We start from the raw sequence: 17,463 nt of genomic DNA, 5'->3' as shown, positions 1-17,463 counted from the left end.
GCCGTTTTCCCCTCTTCATCTGGAAAAACGCGAAATGTTTAGTAATACCCCTACCCCTGTAAGCATCAGCGTCAGCGATGACCCGCCGTAGCTGAGAAAAGGCAAGGTGATTCCGGTAACCGGAAACATGCCGGTAACGACGCCGACGTTGATCACGACCTGAATGGCGATCATGCCGATAATCCCGAGCGCCAGCAGGCTGCCGAACAGATCGGGCGCCGTAATGGCCGTGCGCATGCCTCGCCACAGAAGCAGAAGGAATACGAGCAGCACCAGTGTCCCGCCGATGAAACCAAGCTCCTCGGCGATGACCGAGAAAATAAAGTCATTATAAGGCTCCGGCAGATAGAAATGCTTTTGTCTGCTCTGTCCGAGCCCAAGGCCGAACAAGCCGCCGGGGCCGATCGCATAAAGCGATTGAATGATTTGATAGCCTGTGCCCAGCGGGTCCTGCCAGGGATCGAGGAACGATGTGATCCGTTTGATCCGGTAAGGAGCCGACAGCACGAGCCCGACAAAACCGGCGACACCAATCAAGCCGAGGCCGACAAAATGGCTGATCCTGGCTCCTGCGGCGAAAATCATCATGACCGCCGTCCCCATCAGTACAGTCCCTGTGCCAAGGTCCGGCTGCAGCATGATCAAGCCAAAACAGACAACAGGGATCGCCAGTGCCGGGGCCAAACCTGTCCGAAACAGCACGATCTGTTTTTGATTGTCTGCCAGCCAGCGCGCCAGGAAGGCGACGACACCCAGCTTGGCAAACTCGCCCGGTTGAATCCCGAACGCTCCCAGACCAAGCCAGCTTTTTGAACCATTTACCTCAATCCCGATGATCAGAACGACGATCAAAAGGCCGATGCTGATCATGAAGCCGAGCTTGGCCCACTGCTTCCATACCCAGTAGTCGATATTCATCATCAAATACATCGAGGTGATCCCGAGCAAAGCAAAGATCAACTGACGCTTGGCAAAAAAATACGGATCGTTGAAGGGCGCTCTTGTTGCAACGATGGCACTTGCGCTGTACACCATCACGATGCCAATTCCTAATAAAAAAAGTGTTGCAAAAATAATCATGAAATCGGGGGCAGAGCGTACCTTGCTCATCGTGCAAAGTCATTCCTTTCTCACGCCGTCCCGAGATGATAGTCATTTGGTGAGACCGTGCAGGGACAAGGCGTTATGCTAGGCTTGTTTTAAGTCTATGCACAACGTCCTTAAACATGCTCCCCCTCACCTCAAATGAAGGAAACATATCCCAACTCGCGCATGCCGGACTCAGCAGGACAACGTCACCCGGCACGGCTGCCTCGGAAGCGGCAATAACGGCTTTTTCCACAGTATCGACATGGATCAGCCTGTTGATTCCTGCTTCTTTGGCTCGAGCCAGCAATATCGGTGCCGTCTCGCCGAAGGCAATCACAGCTTTGACATTTTTCTGCATGACCGGAATGAGGTCGTGAAAAGTGACACCTCTGTCCAATCCGCCGCAAATCCAGATCGTCGGTTCAGACAGAGCCTGCAGCGCTCGCGAAGCAGCCTCCGAATTCGTCGCCTTGGAATCATTATAGTACTTGACTCCTGCCACGGTCCCGACAAATTCCATCCGGTGCTCTACTCCAGCAAAGCTAGACAGCACCTTGGCGATTGCTTCGCTGCCCGCGCCTGCCAGCTTGCCGACCAATGCAGCCGCCAGCGCGTTGTCCAAATGAGCCACAGACAATCTGTCCAGCGGCAAAATTTCTTCCCGCTCCCCCGCTGCGTCTACGTAGACGATGACTCCATTGTCTACACAGACGCCACGCGGAACGGGCTGTTGCTTGCTGAAGTAATAAACCGATGCTCGCAAAGCCTCATCCGCAGGCCAAGCATCCGGCTGGTCGTAAGGCAAAATGGCGATGTCGTCAGACGTCTGGTTGGCAAACAGCTTCCATTTGGCTGCCTTGTACTCGTCCATCGTATGATGATAATCGAGATGTGCCGGATAAATGTTCATCAGCACGCCGATTTTCGGTTTGAACGAAAGCGTCCCCATCAGCTGAAAGCTGCTCAACTCGGCGACCAGCCATTGATCCGGACGGGCTTCTTGGGCAAGGCCGCACAAAACGGTTCCGATATTGCCCCCTGTAAGAGCGTCGATCCCCGCTTCCTGCAGAATCAATCCGACCAAAGTGGTTGTCGTGGTCTTCCCGTTGGACCCCGTAATTCCGATAATCGGCGCCTGGGAGACCTGGTAAGCCAGCTCAACCTCCGTCACAACCGGAATGCCCAGCTCGATCGCTTTGGCTACCGGCGCTGCCTCGTACCGAATCCCCGGATTTTTCACCACAAGCGCTACTCCCGGGTGAATCAAATCATCCGGATGGCCGCCGCAGATCACCTCGATGCCGAGCGCTTCCAGCTCGTCCGCGCCCGCCGCTTCCTCGCGCGGCTTTTGGTCATTTACGACAACATGCGCACCAAAGCGGTGCAGCAGTTTGGCCACCGCTACACCGCTCTTTGCCATGCCCAGAACGACGACGTGCTGATTTTGATAGTTGTTCATCGCAGAGTCACCACCTCGAGGTAGACGCCCAATCCAGCGAAGAAAATACCCACCAGCCAGAACGTGACGACCACGCGCCACTCTGACCAGCCCGTCAATTCAAAGTGATGGTGCAGCGGACTCATGCGGAAGATGCGCTTGCCTCTCGTTTTGAAAGAAACAACCTGAAGGATGACAGACAAGGTTTCAACGACGAAGACGCCGCCGATGATCGCCAATAACAGTTCGGTTTTGGTCATGATCGCAATGCCTGCCAGCGCTCCTCCAAGCGCCAGCGAGCCGGTATCGCCCATAAACACGCGGGCGGGATGAGCGTTGAATACGAGGAATCCGAGAACCGCGCCGACTACAGAGGCGCTGAAAATGGCTGTATCGTAATTCTGGCTGAACCAGGCAATGATCGCATAAGCTCCAAATGCAATCGCTCCTGTCCCCGCCAAAAGTCCGTCGAGACCGTCTGTAATATTGACGGCATTGGTGGTACCGACCAACAGGAACAAAAGGAACGGAAAGTACAATACTCCCAGCTCAATGTTCCAAGGAGTGCCTGGCAAATGGAGCGAGGTGTCATGACCCATCAGGTGCAAAAGATAATAGGCACCGATAGCTAAAAGGATTTGGCCGGCAAATTTTTGTTTTGCAGTCAGTCCCAGATTGCGCTTTTTGATAATTTTGATGTAGTCATCCAAAAAACCGATCAATCCGTATCCAATCGTGACCAGCATCAAAAAGAGAACTTCGATGGTGGCATTGGCAAATTTAAGCACAGTGAATATGAGTGCCAACAAAATGATGGTCCCCCCCATCGTGGGGGTCCCTGCTTTTTTCTGATGGGATTGTGGTCCTTCCTCCCGGATCGCCTGCCCAAATTTCAAGCGGCGCAGGACGGGGATGAACAAGGGACCGATGAGTACGGCGATGAGAAACGCGGCTACGATCGTGACTAGGAGTACGTTGTCAGCGAACATGCCCGACCCTCCTTTCTCTGATGCTATTCAAGAATATGTGCTTCTATTCGTTCTTCTGCCCTCTGATAGCTTCTTTTGCCACTTCCCGGTCATCGAAAGGCAAAACCTCGCCCTTGATGATCTGGTACGTCTCATGGCCCTTTCCGGCGATCAGGATCACATCGCCATCAACTGCAAGGGATACGGCATGCCCGATCGCTTCCCGTCTGTCCACGATGGAAGTGTAACGGTGTGGAGCGGTTTTCTTCAGACCGGCGAGCATGTCATCGAGAATCGCCTGCGGGTCCTCGGACCTCGGGTTATCTGAAGTTAAGACGGTCAGATCAGCGTATTTCGTTGCAATTTGCGCCATAATCGGGCGCTTTGTCTTATCCCGGTCACCGCCGCAGCCGACGATGCAGAACACTTTTCCTTTGGCAAATTCCTTGATCGTCACAAGCGCGTTTTCCAGACTGTCCGGCGTGTGCGAATAGTCGACGAGCACGGCAAAAGGCTGCCCTGCATCAACGGACTCAAACCGCCCACTCACGCCTTGCACCTGTTCGAGACTGGACTTGATCGCCTCTAGCGAAATTCCTTCGGCCAATCCGACCGCCATCGCCGCCAGTGCATTGTAGACGTTGAACTTGCCCATCAGCTTCAAAGACAGTTTGACAGAGCCTTGAAACGTATGGGCGACAAATGTCGTCCCTTTTGTGCTGATCTCAATGTCCACCGCTCTGATGTCAGCAGGGTTGTCAATACCGTACGTGATGACCCTGGCCGGTGTGACGGTGGCAAAAAAGCCGGACGCCTCGTCATCCGCATTCAGCACGGCTGTTTTCATCCGCTGCGGATCGTATTCATTGCCCAGTTGGGCGAACAAAAGCGACTTGGCGTGGCGGTAATTCTCCATGGTCTTGTGGTAATCGAGATGATCCTGCGTCAAGTTGGTAAAGACGGCTGTATGTACATTGCAACCGCGGACGCGGCCCAGCTCCAGCGCATGGGAAGACGCTTCGATAATGGCGTACTCCGTATCGATATCGCGCATGCGGCGAAAGCTTTCCTGCAGCTCCAGCGCATCCGGCGTCGTGTTTTTTACTTCCTCGGTGACATTGCCGATTCTCATGTGAATGGTGCCGATCAAACCGGTACGCTTCTGCTGATCAGATAAAATCTTGTCGATCAGATGGGTCGTGGTCGTTTTTCCATTGGTACCCGTAACCGCGATCACCTTCAATTCACGCGTCGGGGACCCGTAAAAGCGGTCAGCCAGCATCGCCATTGCCCGACGGGTATCAGGAACCCGAACAATGGTTGCTGGCACGTCCACATCCTTTTGAGCCAACACAGCCACGGCTCCCTTTTCCACCGCCTGCGCTGCAAACGTATGTCCATCCACGGTAAAGCCAGTCAAACAGACAAATAAAAAGCCGGGCTTTACTTTGCGTGAATCTGCTGTTATTCCTGTAATTTCGATGCTGTCATCCCCAGTAGCATGCACTGGCAACAAGGGAGCAAGCAGATCCCGAAGCAACATAAAACTGGCACCCCATTCTTTCCCTATTATAGACAAAAGCCAAGCAAATTCTACAAAAGCGGAGGGTGAGCACCTGTGTACAAGCCTCTTCCGCTCCGCTCCGAATACTCATTTTATAGCTAATCGCTTGATTTGTCACCAAGGTAGATACGAATTTTTGAGCCTTCCTCGATTTTGACTCCGGCCGCAGGCGATTGCTGGATGACATGTGACCCCTTGCCTTCGACAACGAGCGGCAGCTGATCATAGGTCGTTGCCACCTCGCGCATGGAGAGCCCCACCATCTGCGGCACCTCCAGGTAGTTCTTGTCGCCAAGCGCCCTGTTTACTTCCCTTTCGATCCCGTCCTTGCGTTTGGGTACGCCCAAGTGCTGCAGGGACGACTCCAAAATGTTCTTCACGCTGGGCGCGGCAATCAGTCCGCCGAATGCGAGCGCCTTCGGGTTGTCGACTGCGAAATAGACGAGTATCTGGGGATCGTCTGCAGGGGCGAAGCCGATAAAAGACACGATGTACTCGCCGTTTACATACCTGCCGTCCCTCACCTTTTGCGCCGTACCGGTTTTTCCGCCGACGCGGTAGCCTTCGATGTACGCGTTCTTTCCGGTTCCTCTGGCCACGACACTTTCCAGGGCGTAGCGGACTTTTTCAGAAGTCTCGGGAGTGATCACCTGACGAACCTCCGTTGGCAGCGTCCGGCCGACGATGTCATGCGTAACACTGTCCCGCCACTCCTTGGCGACGAACGGTTTCATCAGCTTCCCGCCATTTATCGCCGCCGAAACAGCAGCCATCTGTTGGATCGGGGTCACCGAGACCCCCTGCCCGAATGAGGTCGTACCCAGTTCAACAGGTCCTACCCGATTCAGATTAAACAAAAGACCGTTCTCTTCTCCAATCAGGTCAATGCCCGTCTTTTGGCCAAATCCAAATTTTTTGATGTACTCAAACAGCCTTTCCTTTTGCAGGCGTTGCCCCATGGTGACAAAGCCGGGGTTGCAGGAATTTTCCACGACTTCGAGCATCGTTTCCTGCCCGTGCCCCTGCCGCTTCCAGCAGCGCAGACGCTTGCCCGCGACCATGATGTAGCCGGGGTCAAAGAAGCTTTCGTCCAGCTTGACCTCACCTTCGTTGAGAGCTGCGGCCAGTGTTACGATCTTAAAGGTGGAACCGGGCTCGTACGTTTTCCAGATCGGCAGGTTCCGGTTGTAGATTTCGCTTGGATAATCCCTGTACTTTTCGGGATGGTAGGTTGGGCGGCTGCCCATGCCGAGAATCTCGCCTGTCTTCGGGTTCATTGCGATCGCAAGTACATCGTCCGGCTGATATGCAACCATCGCTTCATCCAGCTCCCGCTCGATAAACGACTGAATTTGACTGTCGATGGTCAGGTACATATCCATCCCGTCGACCGGCGCTACGTATTCTTCTGACCCGCCCGGCATCGTTTGTCCTGTCGCATCGGCAAGATAGGATACATATCCCTCTTTGCCTTGCAGGAACTGGTCGTATATCCGCTCAAGTCCGGTCAAGCCCTGGTTGTCGATGCCCGTAAAACCAAACAGATGGGCTGCCATCGTCCCGTTTGGGTAGAAGCGTTTGGAATCTTCTACGACGACAATGCCCGGAAGGTTCAACTCCTGGATTTGCCGCGCTTTTTCTTCAGAAATTTTCCTGCCGCCTGGAACGCGATTGATCCTCTCTTTCTTCATAATCCCCTTGTAAACGACGTCTTCCGGCTGGCCCAACAATACTGCCAGCTGCTTCGCCGTCCCATGCGGGTCTTTGATCTGAACCGGAATCGCGACCACGGAAGGAACGCTGATGTTTGTCACCAGCTCCTTGCCATTGCGGTCAAGAATGCGCCCTCGCTTCGGCTCGTATTTGATGTCGCGGTTCCACAGCTTCAACGCCTTTTCCTGGAGCTCCGGCCCCTTGACCAGTTGTACGTAGCCTAGCCTCGTAATCAGAGCCGTATACAACACGATTCCGATAACCAATGCGACAAAAATGCGGCGTCTCACGGTTACATTGGATACCCGCACAGCGAGTCCCCCCTTATGACACAGGTTGTCTCATTCCTACCCTATTCGGAGGGGGGACAGGTTAGAACCTATGGCTGTGCGGTTGTCGATCCGGCCGGAGCAGCAGGCGGCCCTGCGGGAATCTGCTGTGTGCCCGGCACAGTATTGTTTGGGTAGGGATACTGCCAGGTTGCTTGTCCCTGCGGCAAGCTTTGGCCTGTTCCGACCGGCATTTGTCCCGCACCGGCAGGTTGCCCCGGATGGCCTTGATAGCCCTGATAGCCGGAATAGCCTCCAGTCGGAACAGCTCGTGTTCCCGGGGCGATACCTGTGCCCGATTGCACGGCACCTGGCGGATAAACCGGTGGATACGTTCCCGGTGTCCCAGATGTCCCTGTCGTCGAAGCGGGATTGCCACTCCTTGTCGTACCTGTCTGGGGAACTCCAGGTACGGTCGTATTCCCGCTATCGCCTTGAGGTGTACCGTTACCAGGCACTGTTGTTTGCGAAGAGCCTGGTGGAGGCTGCCCTCCAGCAGCGTTCGCTGCACCGGACTGGCCATCAGGCGAATTTGCGTCCGGTTGGGCTCCGCCCGGATCTGTTGCCGTTCCTGGCACCACGCCTTGACCAGGCTGCAGTGCCGGAGAAAGCGGACCGGATGACGGCTGGAGAGTAATCTGAAGCTGCTCTCCTCCTTTTAACGCTGTACCTGGCGGAATATTTTGCTGCGTGACGAAGCCGGCGCCGTACGAGGTGATCTTGAGCTGCATCAGCGATGCGAACTCCATGACTTCGCGCAGCGATTTCCCTTTGAAATCAGGCATTTTTGAACCTTCGATTCGGTCTGTTACAAGCGTGACCGTCGATCCGGGCACCACTTTTTCATAAGGAGCCGGGTATTGATTGACAATCTTCGTCCCGGTTCCCATGATGTTGACCGTGATGTTGTCCTGCTCTGCCCTGAGCTTGGCGGCTGTTGTAGACATCCCGACCAGCTTGGGCATGCTGACCTCGCGAACTTGCTCTGCCTTTGCAATGGCCTGCTCCGTCACCGTTTGGGCATTTTTCTCGGCTCCTACCGCATCCGGCTTTTGCTGCAGGTACTGGAGGCTGCGCTCCATGACGGATTTGAAGATCGGCGCTACGAAATTTTTTCCCCATGAACTGTAATGCTCGTTTGTGGTCGGGTCATCCACGACGACGTAGACAAGCAAACGGGGATTGTCTTTGGGAGCAAAGCCGATAAAGGACACGATATAGTGCTGCCCCTCCATAATTCTTCCCTTGTCGTCGTACTTTTGGGCCGTTCCCGTTTTACCTGCAACATGGTAACCGTCTATAAAGTACGATTTCCCTGTACCATGCTCTCCGGTAATGACCGTTTCCAAAACATCACGAGTCTTTTTGGCGGTCGCCTCGCTTACGACACGGTGGACCACTTCCCGCTGGCTGCGTTTTACGACTGCTCCCGTCACCGGATCGCGCATTTCTTTTACGATGTGCGGCTTGAGCAGCTCGCCGCCGTTGGCGATGGCTCCTACCGCTGCCACCTGCTGGATCGCGGTGACGGCCACCCCTTGCCCAAAAGTGGTAACGGCAATGTCGCGCTGGGAAGCCGGTTTCAGCAGGTTGTTCAAAATCCCTTTCTTCTCGTACGGCAGCTCGATGCCTGTCGGCTTGCCGATCCCGAAATTCTCAAAGTACTTTTTCAAAAGCTCAGGTCCAAGGTAGTCGTATCCCATGATGACAAACACGACGTTACTCGATCTTTGCACCCCTTCAAGGAAGGAGATGGTGCCCCAGCCCGCCCCCTGGTTGTGGTCGCGGATGGGCGGCTTGAATTTCTTGTACGTCCCGGATTGATAGTATGCGTTCGGATCGAATTTGCCTTCTTCGATCGCTGCCGCCAGTGTAATAATCTTGAATGTAGAGCCCGGCTCAAACATGGTGGTTACGGCGTGATTCGTAAAGTTGGTAATCCCGGTAAAGTACGTATTCGGATTGAACTGCGGCCGGTTGCCCATCGCCAAAATCTCGCCGGTCTGCGGGTCCGCCACCACGACAGTCGCCCCTTTTGGCTTGTACTCCTGCTCGGCCTTGTCGAGCGCTTGCTCCACGTAATCCTGGATCGTCTTATCGATCGTCAGGTAGATGTTCATGCCGTCCTTGGCCGGCTTGTACTCCCGTTCGCCATCCGGCAATTGGTAGCCTACCTTGTCCGTGACTACATGCATCTCTCCCTTTTCGCCCCGGAGCTCTTTGTCGAACTGGAGCTCGATCCCCATTTTGGCCTTCTCTTCAAAGAAGTCCAAATAGCCGAGGACATGCGCTGCAAAGCTATTGTTCGGGTAGTACCTACGTGTCGTTTCGGTAATAATAATCCCCGGGAGTTGGTTGGTCTTCACTTTTTCTCCGCTTGGGAGCTGGGGGTACTGCAGGTTTTCAATGCCGACTTTTTGATTTTCGCTGATCTTTTTTCCGTATCTTCCCAGCTCAACAACTTGATTTGGCTTGGTCAGGATTCGCAACAGCTCATTTACAGGGGCATTCAGGATGGGCGCAAGCGCCTGTGCAGTATAATAAGGATCTTTCACGACATCCTGATCCCTGTCATCGCGAGGCTTGAGCCTTGCGCTCACATCATACGCCTTTCCCTCATAGGCCAAAATTTCCCCATTCCTGTCCAAAATGGCTCCACGCTTTGGCTTCAGCGTTTTCTCCAGATCCCACTGCTTTTGCGCGATTTCCATAATGCCTGTCGCTTCCACCGTCTGAATCCACCAAAGACGTACCGTGAGCGAGGAAAACAGTACGATTACACACAGGGCCAGGAGGATAATGCGCAAATTCACACGCCGTTTCAGTTCCATTTTGTTTCACTCCAAACCAAGGATATTCCATTGCATATCAAAAAACCGACTGTCAAAAGAAAAGCTTCCGTCGAATCATGTTCGACGAAGCCGGCGGATCTGCATTCGAACAGTCTTTTTATTCAGAAGACATTATGAAAAAATGTTACTCACTTGCGCAAGTAACATTTTCTACAGAGCTCATTGCTGTCCCGTGCTTGGGTTATGGCTGTTTCTTTTGACTCGCAGCTTTGCTTCCTTTCCCGTCCTTTTTTGCAGCTTCTTTGGATTGACCTACCAGATGAGCCGCTTCCGGATTGTACACCATTCCCATTCTCTCCGCTTCCATGATGATCCGATCGCGGTTGCTGAGCTGCTCGATCTGCAGCTGAAGACTGGTGTTCTTTTCCTTATTTATTCTGATCTCTTTCTTCAGGCGCTGTATTTCATAGTTGTACTGCGAGATTTGCGAATAACGAACACCAACCATCCCCACACCTATGACAACCAGGGTGATAAAAAACAGATACATCAGCTTCTCCTTGGTTGGTATAGACGGTTTGATGCGTACAGTCCGCTTCGTTTTCTTCTTGGTGACGGAACCTGGCGAATCCTCCAGTTCTACCGCGAGATTACTCCGGTAGTAGTAGCTCATCTCGGTCTCACTCCTTTTGCTCTGGCTGCGAGCGTCTCAAATTTTTTTGCCGCATTCTTTTTCTATAACTTTTCAGCGACCCTCAGCTTGGCTGAACGCGCCCGAGGATTAGCCTCCAGCTCTTCTTCTGACGGCAGGATCGGCTTTCTGGTCACGATCTTGACCGTGGCCTTGTTTCCGCAGGCACATACAGGAAAGGAAGGGGGACAAATGCACCCTTTGGAAAAATCCTGATAAACCTGCTTGCAGATCCGGTCTTCGAGGGAATGGAACGTAATCACACTCACTCTACCTTCGGGACGCAGAATGCCGATCGCATCCACGATCGCATCCCGGAAGGCATCCAGCTCGTCATTGACAGCGATCCGGATCGCCTGGAACGTCCGCTTGGCCGGGTGGGGACCGGTACGGCGCGCTGCGGCCGGAATGGCTTCTTTAATAATTTCCACCAGCTCCCCTGTCGTCTCTACAGGAGCCTGCTGCCGCCTTTGAACGATTTGCCGGGCAATTCGCCGGGAAAATTTTTCTTCGCCGTATTCCCAAATGATTCGGGCCAGCTCCTGCTCGTCCCACTCGTTGACGATGTCGTAGGCGGTAAGCTCTCCCTGCTGGTCCATCCGCATGTCAAGCGGTGCATCGGCATTGTAGCTGAATCCGCGCTCTCCTTCATCCAGCTGCGGAGACGAAACGCCCAGATCAAACAGTACGCCGTCTACACCATCGAGGCCCAGCTCAGCCACAATTTCTTTCAGATGGCGAAAGTTGCTTTTCACCAGCGTTACCCGATCTATGTAGGGAGCAAGACGTTCCTTCGCGTTATCCAGCGCCCAGTCATCCTGGTCAACCGCAATCAATCGTCCGCCTGGCGCAAGCCGCGAAGCGATCAGACTGCTGTGCCCGGCGCCACCGAGCGTACAATCCACATAAATGCCATCCGGCCGGATGTTCAGTCCGTCAACGGCTTCTTCTCGCAATACAGTTACATGATGAAAGGACAAAGCCGTCACTCCTAATTCAACGGGTGCACCTGAATGGTTCCGACGCACCGCATTTTCTCCGATTCCTATAAATCAAAATCCACCAGCTTCTCCGCAATCTCGGCGAAAGATCCTTCCGACTCCGCAAAGTAATTTTCCCAACGATCCTTGCTCCAGATCTCTACCCGATTGGATACACCGATGACGACGCACTCTTTTTGAAGCGCCGCGTAGTCGCGCAAAGTAGGTGGTATATTTACCCTTCCCTGCTTGTCCCACTCGCATTCCGCCGCTCCGGAAAAGAAGAACCGCGTAAAGGCGCGAGCATCCGCTTTGGTGAACGGCAGCGTCTTCAGCCGCTCCTCCAATGCTTTCCACTCTTCTGGCGGATAGACAAACAGACATTGGTCGAGCCCGCGGGTAATGACGAAGGAAGCCCCGAGGCCTTCACGGAATTTGGCAGGGATCGTCAACCGGCCTTTTTCATCGATGCTATGTTGGTATTCACCCATGAACACGGCCTGCCCCCCACTTTCCTTCCGCTGACCTCCACTTTCCCCCACTTTTCCCCACTCGGTCACCTACTTGCTATTATAAATAAAAAATCCTGCTTTTGTAAGCAGGATTTTTCGTTGATTTTTTTACCGGGAAAAGACGCGTTTCGCGAAATTATTCGACCCAGCTGTCCAAGTATGCTTTTTGCTCGTCTGTCAGCTTGTCGATTGTGATGCCGAGTGCCTCCAGCTTGTAGCGGGCAACCATTTCGTCCAGCTCGTAAGGCACGTTCAGCACGTGTTTGCCGATAGACTCGTAGTTTTTGTTTACGTATTCGAGAGAGACGGCTTGCAGGGCAAAGGTCATATCCATGATTTCCGCCGGATGGCCGTCACCGGCAGCCAGGTTGACCAGACGTCCTTCGGCCAGGAGATACACTTTTCGACCATCTGCCAAGACAAATTCCTCGATGTCTTTGCGAACGGTGCGCTTGGATTTCGACATCGCTTCCAACTCAACCTTGTTCACTTCGACATCGAAGTGGCCGGCGTTGGAGAGGATCGCGCCATCTTTCATGACTTCAAAATGTTCTTTGCGGATGACATCGCGGTTTCCGGTCACTGTGACGAAATAATCGCCGTGCTTGGCCGCTTCGCTCATCGGCATGACTTCGAATCCGTCCATGTACGCCTCTACCGCTTTGATAGAGTCGATCTCGGTGACGATCACTTTCGCTCCAAGACCTTTCGCACGCATCGCAACGCCTTTGCCGCACCAGCCGTAGCCGACGACAACTACCGTTTTTCCAGCGACGACCAGGTTGGTGGTCCGGTTAATGCCATCCCATACGGATTGGCCTGTACCGTAGCGGTTGTCAAACAAGTATTTGCAGAATGCGTCGTTTACCGCAACCATCGGGAATTCCAGCTTGCCTTCCTTGTCGAGCGCTTTCAAGCGAAGGATTCCTGTCGTGGTTTCCTCGGCACCGCCGCGCACTTGGGAAAGAAGATCGCGACGCTCGCTGTGCAGGATCGTCACCAGATCGCCACCGTCGTCAATGATCAGGTCCGGACGCGTTTCCAGCGTTTTGATCAGATGGCTTTTGTACTCTTCCGGGGAAGGATTGTATTTCGCAAAGACGCGAATGCCGTCTTCCACAAGCGCTGCGCAAACATCATCCTGTGTAGAAAGCGGATTGGAGCCGGTGATGGTTACCTCGGCACCGCCGGCTTGCACCACTTTCGCCAGGTAGGCGGTTTTTGCTTCCAGGTGCAACGAAATCGCTACTTTCAGGCCTGCAAACGGCTTTTCCTTTTCAAAGCGCTCGCGGATCCGGTTGAGGACGGGCATATGTTCTTTTACCCAGTCGATTTTCAGGTGGCCATTCGGCGCAAGCGCCATATCTTTTACGATGCTTTCAGAAACCATGTTCATGAGCGGATTGAACCTCCTTCTTCTACAAACAAACTATGATTTATCTTACCACATGATTTTTGTTTTTCCTATCCGTTCCATAACCCTATAACCAAAAAAGCAACTATTCCGCTTTGTTTTTGCCATTTAGATCTCACGGGCAGGCATCCCTTCGGTCAACAGATTGAAAAAGTGGCGCATCGCTCGCGGCATCCACTTCTTTTTATGGTATACGAGCTGGCGGTAAACGCGAATGTCTGGATGCGTAAAGGGCAAGACCGAGATCGTCCCCTTTTTCACCTCTTCGGCCACAGCGATCATCGGGACAAGTGCGATTCCCAGCCCGTATGCCACACATTGCTTGATCGCTTCCAGACTGCCAAACTCGAGCGAGGGTTCCAAGCTCGCTCCACTGTCGCGCAGGACTGACTCGATCATCGACCGATAGCTGCAGCCCGCCTCGGGAAAAATCCACTGTTCGCCATTGAAGTCACTCGCTTCAACCCGTTTTCGCGAAGTCAGCGGATGTTCGGGAGATGCAATGACGACCAGTTCTTCTTCTCCGAGATTTACGCTTTCCAAGTCGGGGTGGGATTGCAGCCAATCGAGTACAACCGCAAAGTCGTAAGTGCCCTCCTTGACACCCTGACGGAGCTCGTAGCAGATCCCCGGATTGAGCAGCACCCGAATCTGCGGCTGCTCGCGGCGAAACTGCTGCAAATAGGGGGGCAAGTAAAAAGCGGCGAGAGATTCCACTGTCCCGATGGTCAACGTGCCGGCTAGCTGAGCCTCTTCACTCAGTTGGGCCTTCGCCTCATCAAGCAGTCCGAGCAGCTGCCCGCTGTATTCCAGCAGCACTTCTCCGGCATGTGTCAGCCTGATTTTTCGTCCCCACCGCTCGAACAGGGTGACGCCAAACTCCTGTTCCAGATTCTGTATCTGAGTCGTAACACTGGATTGGGCATAACCAAGCACTTCAGCCGCTCGGGTAAAGCTGTGCCATTTCGCCACTTCGCGAAAGGTCTGCAAATAACGGGTATCCATCGGGCTCTCCCCTTTATTATTAAATCGTTTTTTTCGATTCTCATCATCGAATATTATAGATAACTCCGATGATAACGTCTATGCTACACTTCAAATACCAGCAAATAAATAGCTTTCGGGAGAGGAATTTACATGAAAAACTCGACTTCTCACACGTCAGGACTGGCGAAAACGCTGTCGCTTCCCCAAATCGTCGCCCTGTATATCGGTGCCGTGATCGGTTCGGGAGTGCTGCTCATCCCCGGGATGGCGGCAGAAATGGCCGGCCCCGCCTCTGTCCTCGCCTGGCTGTTCATGGCCATCCTCGTACTGCCGATGGCCATCACCATGGGGCTGTTGTCCGCCCGACACCCTAGCTCAGGTGGCGTCTCCACTTACGTCAGGATGGCTTTCGGAGACCGCTATGGAAACATGGTCGGCTGGTTTTTTCTGTTGTCGGTTCCGATTGGCGCCCCGATCGTCGCTGTCACAGCGTCCCACTATGTCGCTGTCCTTTTGCAGTGGAGCCAGCTTCAAGTGTATCTCGCTGCAGGACTGATTCTTGGTTCTGTCGTCCTCATGAACGTATTTGGCCTGAAAGTCGCAAGCCGCGTCCAGACGGTTGTCGTTTCATTGATCGTGGCTATTTTGGTGATCGCGGTATTGGCCGCGCTGCCCCATGCTTCTGCCAGTCACTTTACTCCATTTGCCCCGAATGGCTGGCTGAGTGTCGTGCAAGTGGCTGGCCTGTTGTTCTGGTGCTTTATCGGTTGGGAAGCGGTGACACACCTCTCCGAGGAGTTTGTCGATCCGGAGAAAAACGCGGTCCGCGGCGTCCTGTGGAGTGCATGCATCGTCGCTTTGCTTTACTTCGCCGTTGCCCTTATGACCGTTGCTACCCACAGCTATGGCGAAGGCCGGTCGGAAGCATCTCTGAGCGTGATGGTTCAGCTTTCGTTTGGCCCGATCGGAGGGTGGATTGTCAGTGTGACGGCCCTGTTTATCTGCGTCGCTGCGGCCAATGCGTATATCAGCGCCGCTTCCCGAATTGCCTATGCTTTGGCTCAGGAAGGCACGGCCCCGCGCTGGTTTGGCCGTCTCCATTCCAAATACGGGACGCCGGTCGGCGGACTGCTCTTTTTATCGATTTGTTTTTTCATCGTTCTATTCGTTCTTGCCATGGGCTGGATTGATCTCGCTCGTCTCATCCAGTTTCCCAACGCGACTTTTTTTGCCACCTATATCGGGGGCTGTCTTGCCGGTGTCCGACTCTTGAAGAACAGCCGGTATGGACGTATCGCTGCCTGGACATCGCTGATCGTTACCGGTGGGCTTTATCCTTTTCTCGGATGGTCGGCGCTTTATCCGCTGGTGATTGCCGGCGTTCTCCTGATATGGGAAAACTGGCAGCGAAAAGCTTCATAACCTGATGGCAAAGGAGCGGGCTTCGACATAAACAATGGGCATGTGAATAGGTATCAGTCCAAAAGATGATAGTAAAAACGATTCATTTCCCAAACAAAAAAACAGCCGTTTCCGAAACAAAAAACAGCCGTTCCCTGCTTGTCAAACTTGAGCAGGAATGGCTGTTTTTCTTGTTCTCCGGCTTTACTCCGTCCCAGTTTGCAGGACAGTCTGGCAACCGTCAAACGAGCACGTGTAATCAATCTTTGTTTTTGCTGCCACCGTATCATCATCGTTTCGCTCGTCCCGTTCTATTGAAACGGGCAGCAAATTTTCCGCCTTTCCGGCAGTCCCTGCTACTCGTCTTTTCCGATCAACCGGAAGTCCTTTCCGTCCGCGGACGCGAGATAGAACGTCCTGTCTACACTGCCGCCCAGCTCTCCGGAATAGTATTGGACGGTCATCCGGTACTTGCCCTCGCTGATTTTCGCGTAGTAAATCAGTTCGTCAAAACGCGGAAAGCGAATGAAATCATAGACGTCGTATTTCATAAACGAGAAGTGCTCTTGCAGGAACTTTTCACTGACGGGCAGCTTGTTTTTTTGTACGTAGCTGACCAGATCGTCGTATCGCCGGATTTTCTCCTTGTCCATAACGGTTGTGACAAAGCTGTCTACCGCTTTTGTCATCGCCTGGCGCTCCGCCTCGGTTACCTTCCCCGGGTACAGCTCCTCCTGCGCTTCCCTGATCCTGTTCAGGAGGACCACCGCCTGCGCCCTGCTGACTTTGTCATTCGGGCGGAACGTCCCGTCCGGGTAACCAGCCATAACGCCTAGTTTATAGATCGGATACACCATCACTACCTGATGCTCATTGTCCACTGATACATCACTAAAAAAGCGGGACGTCGTACCCCGGTATTTTTCTCCCTCTGACTGTTTACCCAGCGCAGCCAAGGTCAATCTTGCCGCCTCAACGCGCGTCAGCGGCTCCTCAGGCTTTCCGCTCGGCAGTATGCCAGCTGGCAGCAAATGCTTATACGTTTTTTCCGACCAGCGGCCCTTCACGGGTTTCAGGTAAAGGTCCTGCGCGAAATCATCCGCTTCGTGTCCGTTAAATGGCGGCAGCATGCGCTCAACCAGCGCCATGAACTGCTCCTGGGAAACAGGTGTCTCCGGCCGAAACGTTCCATCCGGAAATCCTTGAACCCATCGTGCGCTTACCGCTTCTGCTATCTCTTTTTTGGCCCAATGCCGCTCGGTATCCACGAAGGTACCGCTGCTGGCTGCCAGATCGCTAATGCGGGCCTCGGCCGTCTGTCCCCCTGCTCCCAAACCGGATAGCAGCCAGGTAACAGAAAGAGCAACGGTCAACACCCATCTGCCTGTCGTCATTTTCTTGCCTCGCATGAAAAGTTTGACCACCTTTCGGAGAAAATCTCCTGTTCAAAAGGTATGACGTTTATATGCATGAAATGTTTCGACAAATCCCAACAAAACGGCAAGAAAGTTTTTCCATGGTGCATGGTCAGACCCTTCATTTCCGGGAGCACAAAAAAAGAAGCCGCAACCCGATCACAAACGGT

13 protein-coding genes are annotated in these 17,463 nt (G+C 53.5%); 1 reads left to right on the top strand and 12 read right to left on the bottom strand.

What is annotated here, in order from left to right:
* Positions 1 to 15: 15 nt before the first annotated feature.
* From spoVE to V5G20_RS10910, 11 genes are all read right to left on the bottom strand, one after another.
* Positions 16 to 1,110: a stage V sporulation protein E gene (spoVE, locus tag V5G20_RS10960; RefSeq protein WP_003386257.1), complete on the bottom strand. Its 1,095-nt coding sequence runs from the start codon at positions 1,108 to 1,110 to the stop codon at positions 16 to 18.
* A 73-nt stretch (positions 1,111 to 1,183) separates the two neighbouring features.
* Entirely contained in the window at positions 1,184 to 2,548 is a 1,365-nt protein-coding gene (murD, locus tag V5G20_RS10955) for a UDP-N-acetylmuramoyl-L-alanine--D-glutamate ligase (RefSeq protein WP_003386258.1), read from the bottom strand.
* Positions 2,545 to 3,516 (bottom strand): phospho-N-acetylmuramoyl-pentapeptide-transferase, encoded by a 972-nt coding sequence (mraY, locus tag V5G20_RS10950; protein ID WP_003386259.1) that lies wholly within the window; start codon positions 3,514 to 3,516, stop codon positions 2,545 to 2,547. Before mraY ends, murD begins: the two co-directional genes overlap by 4 nt.
* A 43-nt stretch (positions 3,517 to 3,559) precedes the next feature.
* The gene (locus tag V5G20_RS10945) at positions 3,560 to 5,038 is read right to left on the bottom strand and encodes a UDP-N-acetylmuramoyl-L-alanyl-D-glutamate--2,6-diaminopimelate ligase (RefSeq protein WP_031932812.1); all 1,479 of its coding nucleotides are present in this window, start codon (positions 5,036 to 5,038) and stop codon (positions 3,560 to 3,562) included.
* Positions 5,039 to 5,157: 119 nt separating this feature from the next.
* Positions 5,158 to 7,083: a stage V sporulation protein D gene (locus V5G20_RS10940; protein WP_024984202.1), complete on the bottom strand. Its 1,926-nt coding sequence runs from the start codon at positions 7,081 to 7,083 to the stop codon at positions 5,158 to 5,160.
* A gap of 68 nt (positions 7,084 to 7,151) precedes the next feature.
* Positions 7,152 to 9,932: a penicillin-binding transpeptidase domain-containing protein gene (locus V5G20_RS10935; RefSeq protein WP_338463403.1), complete on the bottom strand. Its 2,781-nt coding sequence runs from the start codon at positions 9,930 to 9,932 to the stop codon at positions 7,152 to 7,154.
* 202 nt (positions 9,933 to 10,134) lie between these two features.
* On the bottom strand, positions 10,135 to 10,566 hold the full coding sequence (gene ftsL / locus V5G20_RS10930) for a cell division protein FtsL (protein ID WP_003386265.1): 432 nt from the start codon (positions 10,564 to 10,566) through the stop codon (positions 10,135 to 10,137).
* A gap of 62 nt (positions 10,567 to 10,628) precedes the next feature.
* Complete coding sequence (rsmH, locus tag V5G20_RS10925) at positions 10,629 to 11,573, bottom strand: 16S rRNA (cytosine(1402)-N(4))-methyltransferase RsmH (protein ID WP_327970435.1); 945 nt, start codon at positions 11,571 to 11,573, stop codon at positions 10,629 to 10,631.
* A gap of 56 nt (positions 11,574 to 11,629) precedes the next feature.
* Positions 11,630 to 12,061, bottom strand: a complete 432-nt coding sequence (gene mraZ, locus V5G20_RS10920) for a division/cell wall cluster transcriptional repressor MraZ (protein WP_003386267.1) — start codon at positions 12,059 to 12,061, stop codon at positions 11,630 to 11,632.
* A gap of 151 nt (positions 12,062 to 12,212) precedes the next feature.
* On the bottom strand, positions 12,213 to 13,472 hold the full coding sequence (locus tag V5G20_RS10915; RefSeq protein ID WP_003386269.1) for an adenosylhomocysteinase: 1,260 nt from the start codon (positions 13,470 to 13,472) through the stop codon (positions 12,213 to 12,215).
* Between the two features lie 126 nt (positions 13,473 to 13,598).
* On the bottom strand, positions 13,599 to 14,495 hold the full coding sequence (locus V5G20_RS10910) for a LysR family transcriptional regulator (RefSeq protein WP_003386270.1): 897 nt from the start codon (positions 14,493 to 14,495) through the stop codon (positions 13,599 to 13,601).
* A gap of 132 nt (positions 14,496 to 14,627) precedes the next feature.
* Here V5G20_RS10910 and V5G20_RS10905 point away from each other — a divergent pair, with 132 nt between their 5' ends.
* Positions 14,628 to 15,899, top strand: a complete 1,272-nt coding sequence (locus V5G20_RS10905; RefSeq protein ID WP_172920692.1) for an APC family permease — start codon at positions 14,628 to 14,630, stop codon at positions 15,897 to 15,899.
* A gap of 335 nt (positions 15,900 to 16,234) precedes the next feature.
* On the opposite strand, the gene V5G20_RS10900 is transcribed toward V5G20_RS10905, so the two are convergent.
* On the bottom strand, positions 16,235 to 17,287 hold the full coding sequence (locus tag V5G20_RS10900; protein WP_035988933.1) for an S-layer homology domain-containing protein: 1,053 nt from the start codon (positions 17,285 to 17,287) through the stop codon (positions 16,235 to 16,237).
* Positions 17,288 to 17,463: the final 176 nt, after the last annotated feature.

Origin of the sequence: Brevibacillus borstelensis, from assembly GCF_036700025.1 — a bacterium.
Taxonomy (GTDB): Bacteria; Bacillota; Bacilli; order Brevibacillales; family Brevibacillaceae; genus Brevibacillus; species Brevibacillus borstelensis.
Note: the sequence above shows the minus strand (reverse complement) of the source record. Positions and strands in the feature narration are given on the sequence as shown.

Excerpts from the sequence above, each read along its gene's own strand:
- spoVE (WP_003386257.1), bottom strand. The coding sequence starts at position 1,110 with ATGAGCAAGGTACGCTCTGCCCCCGATTTCATGATTATTTTTGCAACA.
- murD (WP_003386258.1), bottom strand. The coding sequence starts at position 2,548 with ATGAACAACTATCAAAATCAGCACGTCGTCGTTCTGGGCATGGCAAAG.
- mraY (WP_003386259.1), bottom strand. The coding sequence starts at position 3,516 with ATGTTCGCTGACAACGTACTCCTAGTCACGATCGTAGCCGCGTTTCTC.
- V5G20_RS10945 (WP_031932812.1), bottom strand. The coding sequence starts at position 5,038 with ATGTTGCTTCGGGATCTGCTTGCTCCCTTGTTGCCAGTGCATGCTACT.
- V5G20_RS10935 (WP_338463403.1), bottom strand. The coding sequence starts at position 9,932 with ATGGAACTGAAACGGCGTGTGAATTTGCGCATTATCCTCCTGGCCCTG.
- ftsL (WP_003386265.1), bottom strand. The coding sequence starts at position 10,566 with ATGAGCTACTACTACCGGAGTAATCTCGCGGTAGAACTGGAGGATTCG.
- V5G20_RS10915 (WP_003386269.1), bottom strand. The coding sequence starts at position 13,472 with ATGAACATGGTTTCTGAAAGCATCGTAAAAGATATGGCGCTTGCGCCG.
- V5G20_RS10910 (WP_003386270.1), bottom strand. The coding sequence starts at position 14,495 with ATGGATACCCGTTATTTGCAGACCTTTCGCGAAGTGGCGAAATGGCAC.
- V5G20_RS10905 (WP_172920692.1), top strand. The coding sequence starts at position 14,628 with ATGAAAAACTCGACTTCTCACACGTCAGGACTGGCGAAAACGCTGTCG.
- V5G20_RS10900 (WP_035988933.1), bottom strand. The coding sequence starts at position 17,287 with ATGCGAGGCAAGAAAATGACGACAGGCAGATGGGTGTTGACCGTTGCT.